The organism is Mycobacterium sp. NPDC050441 (genome assembly GCF_040655355.1).
Taxonomy (GTDB): Bacteria; Actinomycetota; Actinomycetes; order Mycobacteriales; family Mycobacteriaceae; genus Mycobacterium.
This window is the reverse complement of sequence record NZ_JBFAJS010000010.1, coordinates 38687-53949: the sequence shown is the minus strand read 5'-3', so window position 1 is coordinate 53949 and position 15263 is coordinate 38687. Positions and strand designations below refer to the sequence as shown.

16 protein-coding genes are annotated in these 15263 nt (G+C 67.3%); 9 read left to right on the top strand and 7 right to left on the bottom strand.

Annotated elements, in window-relative coordinates:
• Window positions 1-7 precede the first annotated feature (7 nt).
• Together AB0I14_RS26315 and AB0I14_RS26310 are read right to left on the bottom strand one after the other, a co-directional pair.
• Complete coding sequence (locus tag AB0I14_RS26315) at window positions 8-1798, bottom strand: amidohydrolase family protein (protein WP_358028058.1); 1791 nt, start codon at window positions 1796-1798, stop codon at window positions 8-10.
• Window positions 1799-1898: 100 nt separating this feature from the next.
• A complete protein-coding gene (locus AB0I14_RS26310) occupies window positions 1899-2825 on the bottom strand; it encodes an SDR family oxidoreductase (protein ID WP_358028056.1) in 927 nt (308 codons plus the stop codon).
• Window positions 2826-2892: 67 nt separating this feature from the next.
• On the opposite strand from AB0I14_RS26310, the gene AB0I14_RS26305 reads away from it, so the two are divergent.
• From AB0I14_RS26305 to AB0I14_RS26290, 4 genes are all read left to right on the top strand, one after another.
• Window positions 2893-3810 (top strand): dienelactone hydrolase family protein, encoded by a 918-nt coding sequence (locus AB0I14_RS26305; RefSeq protein ID WP_358028054.1) that lies wholly within the window; start codon window positions 2893-2895, stop codon window positions 3808-3810.
• A gap of 82 nt (window positions 3811-3892) precedes the next feature.
• Window positions 3893-4999, top strand: coding sequence for a glycosyltransferase (locus AB0I14_RS26300; RefSeq protein ID WP_358028052.1), 1107 nt, complete (start codon window positions 3893-3895; stop codon window positions 4997-4999).
• Between the two features lie 108 nt (window positions 5000-5107).
• Window positions 5108-6526, top strand: a complete 1419-nt coding sequence (locus AB0I14_RS26295; protein ID WP_358028048.1) for an APC family permease — start codon at window positions 5108-5110, stop codon at window positions 6524-6526.
• Window positions 6527-6597: 71 nt separating this feature from the next.
• Window positions 6598-6984, top strand: coding sequence for a cupredoxin domain-containing protein (locus AB0I14_RS26290; RefSeq protein WP_358028046.1), 387 nt, complete (start codon window positions 6598-6600; stop codon window positions 6982-6984).
• On the opposite strand, the gene AB0I14_RS26285 is transcribed toward AB0I14_RS26290, so the two are convergent.
• On the bottom strand, window positions 6977-8269 hold the full coding sequence (locus AB0I14_RS26285; RefSeq protein ID WP_358028044.1) for a cytochrome P450: 1293 nt from the start codon (window positions 8267-8269) through the stop codon (window positions 6977-6979). The genes AB0I14_RS26290 and AB0I14_RS26285 overlap by 8 nt on opposite strands.
• A 178-nt stretch (window positions 8270-8447) precedes the next feature.
• On the opposite strand from AB0I14_RS26285, the gene AB0I14_RS26280 reads away from it, so the two are divergent.
• Window positions 8448-8927, top strand: a complete 480-nt coding sequence (locus AB0I14_RS26280; protein WP_358028041.1) for a hypothetical protein — start codon at window positions 8448-8450, stop codon at window positions 8925-8927.
• Window positions 8928-8944: 17 nt separating this feature from the next.
• Here AB0I14_RS26280 and AB0I14_RS26275 read toward each other — a convergent pair whose 3' ends face one another.
• Window positions 8945-9385, bottom strand: a complete 441-nt coding sequence (locus AB0I14_RS26275; protein WP_358028039.1) for a DUF6188 family protein — start codon at window positions 9383-9385, stop codon at window positions 8945-8947.
• A gap of 86 nt (window positions 9386-9471) precedes the next feature.
• Here AB0I14_RS26275 and AB0I14_RS26270 point away from each other — a divergent pair, with 86 nt between their 5' ends.
• The 3 genes from AB0I14_RS26270 (at window position 9472) to AB0I14_RS26260 (ending at window position 11887) form a co-directional block, all read left to right on the top strand.
• Window positions 9472-10353 carry a TIGR03854 family LLM class F420-dependent oxidoreductase gene (locus tag AB0I14_RS26270; RefSeq protein WP_358028036.1) on the top strand — a complete coding sequence of 294 codons (882 nt, stop codon included), beginning with the start codon at window positions 9472-9474 and terminating at the stop codon, window positions 10351-10353.
• Window positions 10354-10453: 100 nt separating this feature from the next.
• The gene (locus tag AB0I14_RS26265; RefSeq protein ID WP_358028034.1) at window positions 10454-10972 is read left to right on the top strand and encodes a protein disulfide oxidoreductase; all 519 of its coding nucleotides are present in this window, start codon (window positions 10454-10456) and stop codon (window positions 10970-10972) included.
• A 9-nt stretch (window positions 10973-10981) separates the two neighbouring features.
• Entirely contained in the window at window positions 10982-11887 is a 906-nt protein-coding gene (locus tag AB0I14_RS26260) for a cytochrome c biogenesis CcdA family protein (RefSeq protein WP_358028032.1), read from the top strand.
• Here AB0I14_RS26260 and AB0I14_RS26255 read toward each other — a convergent pair.
• Window positions 11839-12066 (bottom strand): hypothetical protein, encoded by a 228-nt coding sequence (locus AB0I14_RS26255; RefSeq protein ID WP_358028029.1) that lies wholly within the window; start codon window positions 12064-12066, stop codon window positions 11839-11841. The two genes, AB0I14_RS26260 and AB0I14_RS26255, sit on opposite strands and share 49 nt — an antisense overlap.
• Window positions 12067-12215: 149 nt before the next feature.
• Window positions 12216-12638, bottom strand: a complete 423-nt coding sequence (locus tag AB0I14_RS26250; RefSeq protein ID WP_358028027.1) for a thioesterase family protein — start codon at window positions 12636-12638, stop codon at window positions 12216-12218.
• Window positions 12639-12707: 69 nt separating this feature from the next.
• Between AB0I14_RS26250 and AB0I14_RS26245 the strand changes: the two genes are divergently transcribed.
• Window positions 12708-13661, top strand: a complete 954-nt coding sequence (locus AB0I14_RS26245) for a threonine/serine dehydratase (protein ID WP_358028025.1) — start codon at window positions 12708-12710, stop codon at window positions 13659-13661.
• On the opposite strand, the gene AB0I14_RS26240 is transcribed toward AB0I14_RS26245, so the two are convergent.
• Window positions 13655-15112, bottom strand: coding sequence for an oligopeptide:H+ symporter (locus tag AB0I14_RS26240; protein WP_358028022.1), 1458 nt, complete (start codon window positions 15110-15112; stop codon window positions 13655-13657). The genes AB0I14_RS26245 and AB0I14_RS26240 overlap by 7 nt on opposite strands.
• Window positions 15113-15263: the final 151 nt, after the last annotated feature.

Here is a 15263-nt window from a genome sequence, read left to right as displayed (position 1 = left end):
TATGTCTTCAACGGGCACTGGTCAGCTCACTTTCCTCGGCGGAGATCGACGGGACGTGGCGTGCGGCGCGCAGGAACCGGCCGGTGCGCTGACGGCCCACCAGGTCGGTCAGCTCACCGTCGGCGAACACCGTGCGTCCGCCGACGAGCACCGCGGCGACCGTGTCGTCGTTGCGGTTCACCATGCGCGACAACCCGCCGTAGTGGTCGACGGTCTCCTCGGCGTAGGCGTCGAGGGAGTCGTCGAGGTGCGCCGGGTCGATGACCACGACATCGGCGCGGTCCCCGATGCGCAGATGGCCGGCGTCGATCCGGTACCAGTCGGCGAGTTCGCCGGTGAGCCGGTGCACGGCCTGCTCGATCGACATGAACGGCGTACCGGCCCGCTCGGCGTCGCGGACGTGCCGCAGCAGACGCAGTCCCATGTTGTAGAAGGCCATGTTCCGCAGGTGGGCGCCGGCATCGGAGAAGCCGAGCTGGATACCCGGATCGCGGGCCAGCTTCTTGAGTACTTCGGGACGGTGGTTGGAGATGGTGGTCCGCCAGCGGATCGCGGTGCCGTGCTCGAGCACCAGGTCCAGGAAGACATCGACCGGATGCAGCTCACCGCGCTCCTGCCCGACCTCGCCGAACGTCTTGCCGACCACGGATTCGTCGGGGCAGGCGACGATTTCGGCGTCGAAGAAGTCCCGGTGCCAGACCCGCACGCCGAACTTGCTGTCGTAGTCCTTGCGGAACTTGCGCCGGTAGGACTCGTCGCGCAGCAGTTCATTGCGCTCGACCTCGTCACGCAGATGCAGAGCCGCTGCGCCGGAACCGAATTCCTCGAACACCACCAGATCGATACCGTCGGCGTACACCTCGAAGGGCACCGGCAGATGCTGCCACCGGAAGTTCCCGCCGAGCGCGTTCGCCGCCTTGGCCAGCGGTCCCATCATCCAGATCGCATACGGGTTGGCCTTGATATCCGCGGCCGAGAGCAGGCTGGTCTTCAGCTGCTTGCGGAACAGCCCGAGGGACTGGGCCACCTGGGAGGCCAGGTTGAGCGGATTCTGGATGTCGGGGCCGGACTGCAGCACCCGGCCCGCACGCCGCAGCATCGACTTGAGCCGACGCAGCTCCCGGGCCTTGGCATAGGTGGACGGCAGGGTGCGGGACCGGCAGGTGTCGCCGTCGATCTTGTCGAAAAGCAGTTGCTGCGAGGACATTCCGACGAAGCCGGCGTCGAGGGCCCCTTTGAGCATCTGCTCCATGCGGGCCTGCTCTACGGCGGTCGGCCGTTCGTCCTTACGGGTGGCGCGGTCGAGTCCCATCACCGCGGTCCGCATATCGGAGTGGCCGATGAACGCGGCCAGATTGGGGCCCAGCGGCCGAGACTCCAGTGCGGACACGTATTCGTCGCAGTTCGTCCAGCTCTTGTTGTCGTCGACCGCGGCGATGACCTTGTCCCGGGGGATCGCCTCGACCCGGCCGAACAGGTCGCCCGCGTCGACACCGCCGACGTGGACGGTCGACAGTGAGCAGGAACCGAGCATCGCGGTGGTGACGCCATGGCGCAGTGATTCCGACAGTGACGGGCCGTTGAGCACTTCGACGTCGTAATGCGTGTGGATGTCCAACATTCCAGGCATGACCCACTTGTCGGTGGCGTCGATGACCTGCGGGCAGTCCGTCTCGTCGAGCCGGTCGGGGGAGATGGCAACCACGTGCCCGTCACGAATTCCGATGTTGCGCACCGCTGACGGGGCGCCGGTGCCGTCGAACCACCGGCCGTTGCGAATGATTGTGTGGAAGCTCACCCAGACATAGAACCGTCCCGGTAGCGGCAGTGTCAATGAAAATAGTGAACAGATTTGAAAAAATGTCTACTGTTTTCAGTGGAGGCGCAGTGACCTGGGGTTATAGCGGCGCCCAGGCATCGGGCCGGCGCCCGTCGAGGTCGGTGAACCCGTACTCGCGGGCCAGTGCGGCCGAGCTGACGGACCGCTGGTTCCAGCGGGCCCGGTCCGGGTCGTCGGCCACCGCGGCGACACCGCGCCCGACGAAGCGGGGGGACTCGGATTCGGCGAATCCCGGCGGCGCGGCCGGGTAGCCGTCGGTGCGGGCCAGGTCGAGTGCGCATCGCCAGTTGCCCTCGGTGACGCCGTAGTTGTCGAGCATCATCTCCGAGCGCAGCCATCCCGGGGTGACCGCGACGGCGGTGGCGCCGAACGCGGCGAGTTCGTGCCCGTGGCTGAACGCCAGTCGGTTCACCGCATTCTTGACCAGGTCGTAGAACACCGAGAGCCGCGGATTCTCCGCATTGAATTCGGTTGTTCCGTCGGTGATCTCGACCAACAGCCCGCCGGGGCGGTCGGCGAGCAGCGGCAGCAGGCAGTGCGAAGTGATGAGATGCGTGTCCAGTCCGAGACGCAGCATCCGTAACCCGTCGTCGAGGTCGTGCTGCCACATCGGTCGTCCCCAGGTGTCCGGCGGTCCCTTGAGTACCTCGGCTCCCCAGATGTCGTTGACGAGGATGTCGATGTGCCCGTAGTCGGCCTTGAGCCGCCCGGCCAGTTTGCGCACCTGCGTCACGTCGAGGTGGTCGACCTGGACGGCGACGCCGGATCCGCCCAGTTCCGTTACCAATTCGGCGGTTTCCTCGATGGTTTCGGGCCGGTCGTAGTCGGAGAGGCGGCTCCCGCATCTACTGCTGCGGCCGGTGCACACGACGGTCGCGCCGACCTCACCCAGCGCCGCGGCGATGCCCCGACCCGCGCCGCGGGTGGCCCCGGCAACCACGGCGATGTGTCCCCGCAGCGCCTCCGGGTCGGGTGTCCAGGCCATCCGATGAGTATCCCGCCGCGTGCAGTTCTATAGCTGCGGTTCGGAATTTCAGCGCATACTGGCGGAGGTGACTCCACTGCAGCGTTACATCGCCGAGGAGATCGCGACCGACCACCTCGACGGGCTGTTGTCGCGTCGTGAGGCACTGCGCCGGCTGGGACTGTTGGGAATAGGTGCCGCCGCGGCGGCCGCGCTGATCGCCGCGTGCGGTGAGGCGAAGGAGTCGGCCCCCACCGCAACACCCACCGCGCTACCGGAAACGGCACCGAAAGCGGCCTCGCCGCCGGGGACCGAAGGTGCGCTGCCCACCGGTGCGGTCAGTTGGGCGGGCCCGGGCGGGGAATTGTTGCAGGGTGCCTGGGCTGCCGCGCCGGGACCCAGGGGCGCGGTGTTGGTGATCCACGAGAACAAGGGGCTCACCGACCACATCCGTTCGGTGGCCGGGAGGTTCGCCGGTAGCGGGTATTCGGCGCTGGCGATCGACCTGCTCTCGGCGCAGGGCGGCACCGCGGCATTCGCCGACCCTGCGGACGCCACCGCCGCCTTGAGCCGGATCGAACCGCAGGAGTTCATCGCCGATCTGAAGTCCGGCATCGAAGAGGTGCAACGGCGCGTCCCGGGTCGCAAGGTCGCTGCTGTCGGTTTCTGCATGGGTGGCGGGCTGGTCTGGCGACTCCTGGTGGCGGGTACTCCCGCCCTGGCCGCCGCAGTACCGTTCTATGGCCCGGCTCCCGACAATCCGGATTTCAGTGGGTCCCGCAACGCCGCGGTGCTCGCGTTCTTCGGTGCGTTGGATCAGCGCGTGAACGCGGGAGAACCGTTGGTACGCGCGGCACTGGAGAAGGCCGGCATGGTGCACGAGCTGATCACCGAACCCGAGGCCAACCACGCCTTCTTCAACGACACCGGCGATCGTTACAACCCGGCGGCCGCGGCCGATGCCTGGCGCCGCATCCAGGATTGGTTCGCGACGCATCTCGCCTGATCACGGGCTTGTTCAGCGATTGTTCAGGTCTTGGTTGAAGCCCCGTTGTTGACCGCACACGCGGCCCGGTTCTCATCGTGACATGCGGGTAGTCCAGGTTGCCAACTTCTACGGCCCGCGATCAGGTGGTCTGCGCACCGCGGTCGACCGCCTCGGCGCGGAGTACTGCGCCCTGGGCCATGAGGTGTATCTCATCGTTCCGGGTGCCCACCCGCAACGGCATGTCCTTGCGAGCGGCGTCGTGCGAATTTCCTTGCCCGCCAGGCTCATCCCATTCACCGGCGGCTACCGCGCGGTGCTGCCGGGCCCGGTGACCGAGTTGTTGCAGCAACTCGGTCCCGACGCGATCGAGGTATCGGACCGGTTGACCCTGCGTTCGCTGGGGCCGTGGGGCCGCAGGCATGGCGTGGCCACCGTGATGATCTCCCACGAACGCCTGGACCGGTTGGTCGGTCAGGTGCTGCCTCGATCGGCGGCAGTCATGGTGGCGGACTTCGCCAACCGCCGCACCGCGGCGAATTACGACGCGGTGGTGTGCACGACGGGTTTCGCACGTGAGGAATTCGACCGGATCGGTGCGGACAACGTCGCGACGGTGCCGCTCGGCGTGGACCTCGAGCAGTTCCACCCGCGGCGCCGGTGTGCCGAGATGCGCAGCCGCTGGGCTGCGCCGCAACAGACCCTCCTGGTGCACTGCGGCCGGTTGTCAGTGGAGAAGCACGCCCACCGGAGTATCGATACCGTTGCCGCACTGCGTGATTCGGGTGTAGATGCCCAACTGGTGGTGGTCGGGGAGGGACCGTTGCGGGCTCGCCTCCAGAGACAGGCCAACGGGCTGCCGGTGGCCTTCACCGGGTACATCGGTTGCCGTGACACCGTGGCGACCATCCTGGCCTCGGCGGATGTCGCGCTGGCACCCGGCCCGCACGAGACCTTCGGCCTGGCCGCGCTGGAAGCGCTGGCGTGCGGAACACCGGCGGTGGTGTCACGGACCTCTGCCCTGGCCGAGATCCTCACCTGCGACAGCGGGGCCACTGCCGACAACGACGCCCACGCCATCGCACGGGCCGTCACCTCGGTGATCGGCCGGCCCGAACCGCTGCGGCGCAGCAGCGCCCGCCGGCGTGCCGAACAGTTCACCTGGCCGCGGTCGGCGGCCGGAATGCTCGACGCACTGGGAGCCGGGTAACAAGCCGGGTTTTGCGCACGCTGACGCCAGACCTGGTGTGCGGGCCCGCCCCGGCCCTATGTTCCGCGGGTCATATTTACGCGCACGCTGCCTGAAGGACGGTCGACCATGTCCGAAACCACCACCGCCCCAGAATCGTTGGACTACCCGCCGCCTACGGCCGGCCGAGCGCTTCGCGGCAACCTCGGAGTGGCCTCGATCGTCTTCATGGTGGTGGCCGCGGCCGCACCACTGGGTGTCATCGGCGGAGTGGTGCCGCTGGGCATCGCCTCGGGCAACGGAGCCGGATTCCCTGCCACGTTCATTGCCGCCACACTGGTGCTGTTGTTGTTCGCGGTCGGCTTCACCGCGATGACCCCGTACGTCGACGAGGCGGGTGCCTTCTTCTCCTATGTTCGTCAGTCCCTCGGACTGCCCGCCGGCATCGGTATCGCATTCGTGGCGCTGGTGAGTTATGTGGCGCTGGAGGCGGGCGTGTACGGACTGCTCGGTCCGGCGGGGGCGAGTGTCGTCGAGCTGGCGGGCGGGCCGACTCTGCCCTGGTGGGTGTTCGCCGCGGCGGCCTTTGCGGTCACGACCTACCTCGGGTATCGCAACATCGAGGTGTCCAGCCGCGTGCTCGGCGTGCTGCTGACCGCCGAGATCGCGATCGTCCTGGTGCTCGACCTGGTGATCGTGGCCAACGGCGGCGAGCACGGCCTGTCCTCGGGCATCGTGAATCCGAGTGCGATCTTCTCCGGTTCACTGGGCATCGGGTTGCTGTTCGCGATCATCAGCTACGTCGGATTCGAGGCGACCGCGATCTTCCGCGACGAGGCCCGCACCCCGGAGCGCACGATTCCGCGGGCCACCTACCTGGCGCTGATCCTCATCGGCGTGTTCTACGCGGTCACCAGCTGGGCCTTGATCTCGGGCTGGGGCGATGAGCAGGCCGTCGCGCGCGCCACCGACTCGGGCTCGACTTTCCTCGGTGACACTGCGCACCGCTACATCGGCGCGGCGGGCGCCGACATCATCACGGTGTTGTACTTCACCAGCTTGTTCGCCTGCATCCTGGCCTTCCACAACGTGGCCTCGCGCTACGTGTTCGCGCTGTCGCAGCGCGACGTGTTGCCCGCGCGGCTGAGCCGGCCGCACAACCGGCACGGCTCGCCGCACCGGGCCTCGCTGTGGATCTCCGGCGTGGTGGCGCTCAGTGTGCTGCTGGCGGTGGTGTTCGGGCTGGACCCGGCCGCCCAGTTCTACACCTGGTTCGCCGGGGCGACGACGGTCGGCGTGGTGCTCCTGATGATCGCCACCAGTGTCGCGGTTCTGGTCTATTTCGCCCGCGACCGGCATGGACATTCGCTGTGGCGGGTGCGGGTCGCACCAGCGCTGGGCCTGGCCGGTCTGCTCGGTGCACTGGTCCTGATCCTGACCAACCTCAACGACCTGGTGGGCGGTTCCAGCGTGTTGGCGTGGGCGATCCTCGGTGTTCTCGTCGCCGCGTTCGCGGCCGGTGTGGTTGTGGGTCGCCGGGTCGGCTGAATCGGGCACATCACACCCCGGCGGCGCCGATAATTGTCTGCGGTCTCAGGACGATTCCAAGGGGGTCCCGGATGTATCGACTTGCAGTGTTGGTCGTGTCGCTGTTCCTGCTCGCGGGCACGACTGTTGCCTGCGGGCAGGCCAATTCGCCGGCCGGCCACGGCCAGCATTCCGAGACGGTGACCACCAGCCCGGGCAAAGAAGCCCCGACCGGTCCCGTCATCGCGATCGAAGGTATGGGATTCAGCGCCCTGGGGCCCGTGGCCCCGGGGACCCAGATCACCATCGTGAATAACGACGAGGTCGAGCATTCGGTGACGTCGCGAACCAAGGGTGTGTTCGACGTCCATGTCGATGGCAAGGGACGGGCAACGCTGACCGCCCCGCAGGAACCGGGGGAGTACGCGTTCTACTGCCTCTATCACCCGGCGATGCTGGGCACCCTGACCGTCAAGTAGACGCTGCGCGGGTGGACCAGGCCACCGGCATGCGCTTGATGCCGTGGATGAACGGCGACAGGAGTCGGTCGGGTTCCTCGGTCACCACGATGTCGGGCAACTGGCGGTGCAGTTCCTCGAACGCCACGGTGATCTCACGGCGCGCCAGGTTGGCTCCGAGGCAGAAATGCGCCCCGCCGCCACCGAATCCGAGGTGGGGGTTGGGGTGACGGGTGACATCGAACATCCACGGATCGGCAAACTTTGACTCGTCCCGATTCGCGGATCCGTACCACAGTGTCACCTTTGCCCCGGCGGACAGCGATGTCCCGCCCAGCACCGTGTCCTGGGTGACCGTGCGGCGCATGTAGCTCACCGGCGACGCCCACCGCACGATCTCCTCCACCGCGGTGGGTGCCAGTTCGTCGTACCGCGACCACCACTTCTGACGCTGCTCGGGGTAGCGGGTCAGCGCGAGCACACCGTGGCTGATGGCATTGCGGGTGGTTTCGTTGCCCGCGACCACCAGCAGGATGAAGAACGAGGCCACCTCGGCCGAGGTCAGCCGTTCCCCGTCGACCTCGGCCTGAACCAGGCTGGTCGTCAGATCGTCGGTCGGCGTGGCACGCCGTTCGTCGGCGAGCGCGGTCGCATAGGCGCCGATGTCCATCGCGACTGTGACGAACTCGTCGAAATCGGTGGTCAGGTCGGGGTCGCCGAATCCCAGGATCACGTTGGTCCAGTGGAAGATCCGTTGGTGGTCGTGCTCGGGGATGCCCATCATGTCGCAGATGATCTGCAGCGGTAACGGTCCGGCGAGTTCGGTGACCAGCTCGGCGGTGCCGTCTGGATTCCTGGCCACCATGTCACTGACCAGACGCCGCGCCCGGTCACGCACGGAGTCCTCGATCAGCGCCACCACCCGCGGCGTGAACGCACTGCGCACGATGTTGCGAAGCCGCGTGTGCCGGGGATCGTCCAACGCGATCATCGAGCCGAAATACTCTGCCAATTCCGGGGTTTGATCGCCGACGGTGATTCCGGACGCGGAGCTGAAGATCTCCGGATGGCGGCTGGCGTGGAACACGTCGTCGTACCTGGTCACCGCCCAGTGCCCGGCGCTCTCCGGAGAGCCGTCGAGGACGCAGGCCCGGTGGAAGGAGATCGGGTCGTCCCGGCGCAGCGCGGCAAACGCCCCGTCCCGGACATCGTCGTTCTCACGCCAGAACTGCCACGACCCGAGATTGATCTCCGACCGTGGCACGCCGGGAGGAGCTGCTCCGTTGACCCGCGCTGTGATGCCCACCCCGCCAGGGTAGGGCCGGAACGGCCCGAAGTACGGGTAACGCTCGGATCGCTGGTGGCGATACCTCACTGGGGTGCACGTTTCGCCGCTCGCAGCCAGGTGAGTTGCAAGGCGTTGCGGCGCCGGGCCATTGGGGGATGGCCGGCGCCGGGGTCACGAGACTGTAGGAGGTTCAGGTATGAAACTGGCCAAGTTCGTGGCGGGTGCGCTGACAGCCGGCGCGTTCGCAATGGGCGTCACCGGGTTGGGGGTTCCAGTGGCGTCGGCGTCGCCCGCTGTGCCGGCTCCGCTCAAGCCGGGGCACGGTAACGACGACTGTTTCCCGTTCTGCAACGATGGGCCGCCGGGCCATGATCGTGACTTCGACAGTCGCGGGCGCGGGCCCGATCGCGGCCCTGATTTCGACCGTCGCGACCACTGGGACGACAAGGGTCCGTGGTGGGCGAACAACCGGCACGACTGGTGGGACGACCGCAGGGGCGCACCGCCGTGGGGCTGGGGTCCGCCGCCACCGTTCCAATGGCGGGGCGGGCCGCTGCCGCCGACCATCAATTACTGGGGCTACAACTTGAACCCAGTGTGGGACAACGGGTTCCGGCAGTGGGGCGTGTGGCTGTTCGGCGTCTGGGTCCCGATCCTCGGGGTCGGCTTCGGCTGATGCCCCATCGGTAGTGGTCAGCCGCTCTCACGGGTGGGGCCCTCGTCGCCGTCCTGATCGAAGTCATCCTGATCGTGACGGACGATGCGGACCCGCCCGTGTGGCAGGCATGCGGCGTAGCCGTGGTACTTGCCGTACAGCTCCCACGATGTCCGGCCCTCTTCGGGCCGGACATCGATCCGGTGGCCGTCGGAAAAGCTCAGGTGGAGGCTGCCGTTGTCCTCCCAGTCGGCATGCGTGCAGCGTTGACCGGCAAAATCGAACAGCGGCCGAACTTCGTTGCGCAGTGACCGCGGGTCCAGCGACACCACCTCGGAAGCGTCGGTACCGGTCGCCGGCAGCGTCAGTTCCAGCGGGACCGAGATGACCAGTTCGTTGTAGTCGTCGAGGTTGACCACCAGGCCATCACGAAACGCGATCCGCTGGACCAAGCACCCTTGAATCCATTGTTCGCTCATTGTCTTACTCTGAACCGACGGGCGACCGGGCACAAGAGGCGCTCGCGCGGTGTTGCGTGAAATATGGATGACATGGGATATGACCGATGAAGGTCCGGTTCGGTGTGGGCGTCGGCGCGGACACCGCCCCGGGCGAACTGGGCGGCATCGTCGATCACCTGGAGAATTCCGGTGTCGACTCACTGTGGTTCTCCGAACTGGTCTACACCCCGGCGGTCGATCCGTTCATCGGCATGGCCTACGCGCTGGCCCGTACCCAGCGGTTGAAGGTCGGGACCTCGGTGGCCATCCTGCCGGGGCGTCATCCGGTGCTGGTGGCCAAACAACTGGCCTCGCTGGCGGCGCTGGCACCCAAGCGGGTGTTGCCGGTATTCGGCCTGCATTCGGCCCTGCCGGCAGAGCGGGACATCTTCGTCGTCCCCGACCGCCGCCGGGCCGCCGTATTCGACGAATCGCTGCATCTGTTGCGATCCGCCCTGAACGGCCGTGACGTGTCGTTCGAGGGTGAGTACTTCACCGTCCGTTCGGCACAGGTGCAGCCGGTACCGGCCAAACCGATCGACATCTGGCTGGGCGGGTCGGCTCCGGCGGCGCTGACCCGCATCGGCAGACTCGGCGACGGATGGCTGGGCAGCTTCCTCACCCCGGACGAGGCGGGGGCAGCGCGCCGGCGCATCGAGGCCGAGGCGGTGGCCGCGGGCCGGACCATCGAGCCCGACCATTACGGCATCAGCCTCGCGGTGGGGGATGGCGCGCTCCCGGCTGATCTGCTCGCCGCGGTGCGTCGCCGCAGACCCGACGTCGACCCGACCGAACTGGTGGCCGCGGACTGGCCCGACCTGCACCGCCAGATCGACGGCTACCTGGCTGCCGGGCTGACCAAGTTCGTGATCAGGGCGGCAGGCCCCACCGATCGCGCTGTGTTCCTGGACCGGTTCACCGCCGAGTTGTTGCCCCGGCAGAACTGAGCCGGCGAATCTCCAACGTTGAACCTGGGAGTGTCGACTTCCGTGTCAGGGGGTATGCGCAGGCCGTGCGTGTGCTGCGCCCTGAGCGAAGGAGACTGCCATGAGGATGCGCCTCCCGAGGTTGCGCCAATCGGTGATAGCCGGCCTGGCCGGCGTGCTGTCGACGATTGCGATGGTGTTGGCGCTGGTCGCCGCACCGACCGCAGCCGCCGACGATCGGCTGCAATTCACCGGCACCACCTTGTCCGGCGCGCCCTTCAACGGTGCCGGCCTGGCCGGGCGGCCCGCGGTGCTGTGGTTCTGGACGCCGTGGTGCCCGTTCTGCAACGCCGAGGCGCCGTCGGTGAGCCAGGTTGCCGCAGCCAACCCGCAGGTCAGCTTCGTCGGTGTGGCGGCACACTCCGATGTCGGGGCCATGCAGGGGTTCGTCGACAAGTACCACCTCGATTTCCCCAACCTCAATGACGCCGACGGGTCGATCTGGGCCCGCTACAACGTCCCGTGGCAGCCGGCCTACGTCTTCTACCGCGCCGACGGGTCGTCCACGTTCGTCAACAATCCCACGTCGGCAATGCCGCAGCAGGAGCTGGCCGATCGGGTCGCGGCCCTGAAGAGCTAGTCACCGGGCGTGCCAGACAACTTGGTGGGGTTGGCGTTCGGCGCCGGACTCGTCGCGGCACTCAATCCCTGCGGTTTCGCGCTGCTGCCCGGGTACCTGGCGCTGGTCGTGCGGGGCACCACGCCGCGCGGGCCGCTCAGCGCGTTGGGGCGAGCGCTCGTGGCCACCATCGTGATGACCGCCGGATTCGTTGCGGTGTTCGGCACCTTCGGACTGCTGACCGTCGCCGCCGCAAACACCGTGCAGCGCTACCTTCCCTACGTCACGTTGGTCATCGGAATCATCCTGGTCGTGCTGGGGGTCTGGTTGCTGGCCGGCCGCCGGCTCGGGTTGCTGCTGCCCGACACAGTGGCAGGCCGTGCCGGCTGGGCACCCACTGCGCGGCTGGGCTCGATGGCCGGCTACGGCGTCGGATATGCGCTGGCATCACTGTCGTGCACCGTCGGCCCCTTCCTGGCGGTCACCGGTGCAACCCTGGAATCGAACACCGCGTTGCACCGGGTGGCGGTGTTCGGCGCGTACGCGGGGGGTTTCGCCCTCGTCGTCGGGGTGCTGGCAGTGGCCACCGCACTGGCCGGCACCGTCGTGATCGACCGGTTGCGCCGCGTCGTCCCCTACATCAGCCGGATCAGCGGAGCGCTGCTGATCGCCGTCGGGGCCTACGTCGCCTACTACGGCTGGTATGAGATCCAATTGTTCGGCCCCGCAGGAAATCCCGACGATCCGGTGATCGCCGCCGCCGGGCGCCTACAGGGCACCCTGGCGGGATGGGTGCACCGGCACGGCGCATGGCCGTGGCTGGCGGCGCTGGGCGCGCTGGTGGTGGCCGGTCTGATCGGGCGCTCGGTGATCCGGTCGTTGTCGGCTCAGCGGTCGAAGTCGGACTCGTCCTCCAGCGGCACCACGATCGCCTGATCGATCAGGTCGGCCTCGGTGGCATCGACGTCGGGCGAGATACGCACCCGACGCAGATCCGACAACGCGTCGTCCTCGTCGTCGACGCCGACCGGAATCAGCTGTTCGACGACATCGGCCTCGGCGGCGTCACCGTCGAATCCATCATCGTCGAAGCCGCTTTTGCTCACCTGCGTCATGATTGCCCCTCACCGACCAGTGCAGCCCGTCCATTCCCATTGTGCTACCCGCGAACTGACGATTCAACGTCGATACACACGTGCTGAGCGCGCCCGTGGACCGGCCGGGGTACCGCCGCGGGCACCGCGGCCTGGCCGGGTCGGGAGATTCATTGGTCGGCAACGGAACTGAGTGCGGCGCGAATGTCTTCGGGAACGGGTCGCTTCGACCAGTCACCGGTCGAGACGACGACGTAGACGTTGCTGCCGCTCACCCTGGGCCGCTCGTCACCGGAGGCGTCGGTGCCCAGCACAGTGAACCCCAGGGTGAAGCTGGTGGTGCCGATGCGCTCACACCGCACCGCGACGCGCACCGATTCCCGCCACCGGACCGGAGCCCGAAAATCGATCTCCGTGTGCACCACCTGCATGTCGATGCCGTCGGCGATCAGGTCGGCGTAGCTCACCCGCAGATGGTCGAACAGTCCGGTGCACGCCTCGTCGAACCAGGTGAGGTAGTGGCCGTTGAACACCACGCCCTGCTGGTCGATCTCGGCGTAACGCGGAACGATTCCGAAGCTGTACTGGGTCACGTGAGCACGGTAGCGGGGGCGCCGCAGCCCGGGCTTTCGCAGGCCCCGTCCGCGGGAGAGACTGGTGCCGTGAAGCTGGTGACCCTCGACGACATCGACGCCGCCGCCCGCCGGATCGCCTCCGACATCGTGCGGACCCCGCTGCTGGCCGCCGGGTGGGGAGATCCCGACCGCCCGTTGTGGCTCAAGCCCGAGAGTCTGCAACCGATCGGCGCCTTCAAGATCCGCGGTGCGTTCAACGCGCTGGGCCGGCTCGAACCCGGCGTACGGACCAGGGGAGTGGTGGCCTACTCCAGCGGCAATCACGCTCAGGCGGTGGCGTATGCGGCTGCCGCCTTTCGCGTGGCCGCCCACATCGTGATGCCCGAGGAGACGCCGACCGTGAAGGTGCAGGCCACCCGAGATCATGGGGCGCAGGTCGTGTTGTGTGGGGCCGGGCAGCGTGAATCGGTTGCCGCCGAACTCGTCGAGCGCACCGGTGGGGTGCTGGTGCCACCCTTCGACCATCCCGACGTGATCGCCGGCCAGGGCACCATCGGGCTGGAGATCGCGCAGGATCTGCCCGACGTTGCATCCGTCTTCATCCCCATCAGCGGCGGTGGTCTGGCCTCGGGTGTGGGCACCGCGATCCGGGCGATGTGTCCGGAGGCCGAGATATTCGGTGTCGAGCCGGAACTCGCCGCGGACACCGCTGAAAGCCTGGCTGTCGGCCACCTGGTGGACTGGCCTGTGGCGCAACGAAACCGGACCATCGCCGACGGCCTGCGCTCGACGCCGTCGGAGTTGACCTTCGCCCACCTGCGTCGGGTGCTCGACGGTGTCATCACGGTGACCGAAGGTGAGATTCGTTCAGCGGTACGTGAACTGGCGCACCGCGCACACCTGGTCGCCGAGCCCAGTGGGGCGGTAGCGCTGGCGGGCTATCGGAAGGCTGCCACGCCACCCGGGCCCGCCGTCGTGATCGTCTCCGGCGGCAACATAGAACCGCCGATGCTGGCCGAGATCCTGTCCGGCAGTCAGTGAACGCCTTCCATCAGCCGGCTGATCCGTGGTGACATCAGCAGCACCACGACACCGGTGAGGATCGCCACCATCCCGAGAATCCCGAAGTAGGCGAACTCGTTCGCGGGATCGTAGCGCTGCGCGAGCACCCCTGACATCGCCGTGCCGAGCCCAACGGACAAGAAGAACAGTGCCATCATCTGGGCCCGGAATGCTTCTGGCGCAAGCTTTGTCGTCACCGAGAGCCCGATCGGTGACAACAGCAGCTCGGACACCGCGAACACCACCATGATGGCGGCCACCAGCAATGCCGGCACCACCTTGCCGGTGGTCTGGGCCATCGGCAGGAACAGCAGGAACGCGGCGCCCATGCCGATCACCCCGTAGCCGAACTTGCGCGGTGTGGTCGGTGCCCGGTTGCCCAGCCGGGTCCACAGGATCGCGAACAGGGGCGAGAGCAGGATGATCCAGACGGGCTCGATCGACCCGATCCAACTCGACGGTGCGGTCCAACCGAAGACGGACCAATTGACCCGTTCATCGGAGTAGACGGCCAACACCGTGAAGGTTTGTTGGAACAGTGACCAGAACACCGCGTTGGCGATGAACAGCGGGATGAAGGCACGAACCCGGATCCGTTCGGTGTCGGACACCTTGGTGCTGGTCAGCATCACGACGAAGTACATGACCGAGGCCACGACGATCACGCCGGTGGTGAACTGCGACAGGTTGGCCAGCTTGATCAGGTGTACCGAGAACAGCACCGCCACGGCCACCGCCAGCGCCGCCACAACGCCGATGACCTTACCGATTGCCTGCGGCGGCAACGGATTCGCCACGACGCGTCCGTGACTCCCGAGATTGCGCCGGAACATCACATACTGCGCCAGCCCGAGTGCCATACCGATGGCCGCGAGGCCGAAGCCGTAGTGGAAGCCGATGCGTGTCTGCAACAACCCGGTGGCCAGCGGCCCGACGAAGGCGCCCAGATTGATACCGAGGTAGAAGAGGGTGAACCCCCCGTCGGCGCGCGGGTCGTCCAAGGCGTAGAGCGTGCCCAGCAGTGCGGACGCGTTGGCCTTGAGTGCTCCGGATCCGAGCGCCACCAGCGCCAGGCCGACACCGACACCGGCCAGACCGGGAACGACCGCCAGTGCGATATGGCCGGCCATTACGACCACGCCGCCGTAGAACACCGTCCGCTCCATACCGAGGAGGCGATCGGCGATCCACCCACCGAGCACGGTGGACAGGTACACCAGTCCGCCGTAGGCGCCGACGATGCCCGTGGCGGTGCTCTTGGGTAGCCCGAGTCCGCCGTCGGCGGTCACGTAGTACAGGTAGTAGCCGAGGATCGTGAGCATCCCGTAGAAGGAGAAGCGCTCCCACAGCTCCACGCCGAACAGGTTGGCCAGCCCGAGAGGATGGCCGAAGAACGTGCGGCGCCGCGATGAATCCTGCACTTCCTGCATGCGCCCCCACCTTGCCATGCGAACGGCCCCGGTCGGTCGAAATTGACGGCTTTGGCGGCAAACTCGGACTACGTTGTGTACTGGCGATTCTGCGGCACAGCACATTTCGGTGCGGGTCATGAATGGCGACCGAAGGTGCAGAGGATGGGCA

Excerpts from the sequence above, each read along its gene's own strand:
- AB0I14_RS26275 (WP_358028039.1), bottom strand. The coding sequence starts at position 9,385 with ATGAGCGAACAATGGATTCAAGGGTGCTTGGTCCAGCGGATCGCGTTT.
- AB0I14_RS26265 (WP_358028034.1), top strand. The coding sequence starts at position 10,454 with ATGAGGATGCGCCTCCCGAGGTTGCGCCAATCGGTGATAGCCGGCCTG.
- AB0I14_RS26270 (WP_358028036.1), top strand. The coding sequence starts at position 9,472 with ATGAAGGTCCGGTTCGGTGTGGGCGTCGGCGCGGACACCGCCCCGGGC.
- AB0I14_RS26290 (WP_358028046.1), top strand. The coding sequence starts at position 6,598 with ATGTATCGACTTGCAGTGTTGGTCGTGTCGCTGTTCCTGCTCGCGGGC.
- AB0I14_RS26310 (WP_358028056.1), bottom strand. The coding sequence starts at position 2,825 with ATGGCCTGGACACCCGACCCGGAGGCGCTGCGGGGACACATCGCCGTG.
- AB0I14_RS26295 (WP_358028048.1), top strand. The coding sequence starts at position 5,108 with ATGTCCGAAACCACCACCGCCCCAGAATCGTTGGACTACCCGCCGCCT.
- AB0I14_RS26255 (WP_358028029.1), bottom strand. The coding sequence starts at position 12,066 with ATGACGCAGGTGAGCAAAAGCGGCTTCGACGATGATGGATTCGACGGT.
- AB0I14_RS26280 (WP_358028041.1), top strand. The coding sequence starts at position 8,448 with ATGAAACTGGCCAAGTTCGTGGCGGGTGCGCTGACAGCCGGCGCGTTC.
- AB0I14_RS26240 (WP_358028022.1), bottom strand. The coding sequence starts at position 15,112 with ATGCAGGAAGTGCAGGATTCATCGCGGCGCCGCACGTTCTTCGGCCAT.
- AB0I14_RS26300 (WP_358028052.1), top strand. The coding sequence starts at position 3,893 with ATGCGGGTAGTCCAGGTTGCCAACTTCTACGGCCCGCGATCAGGTGGT.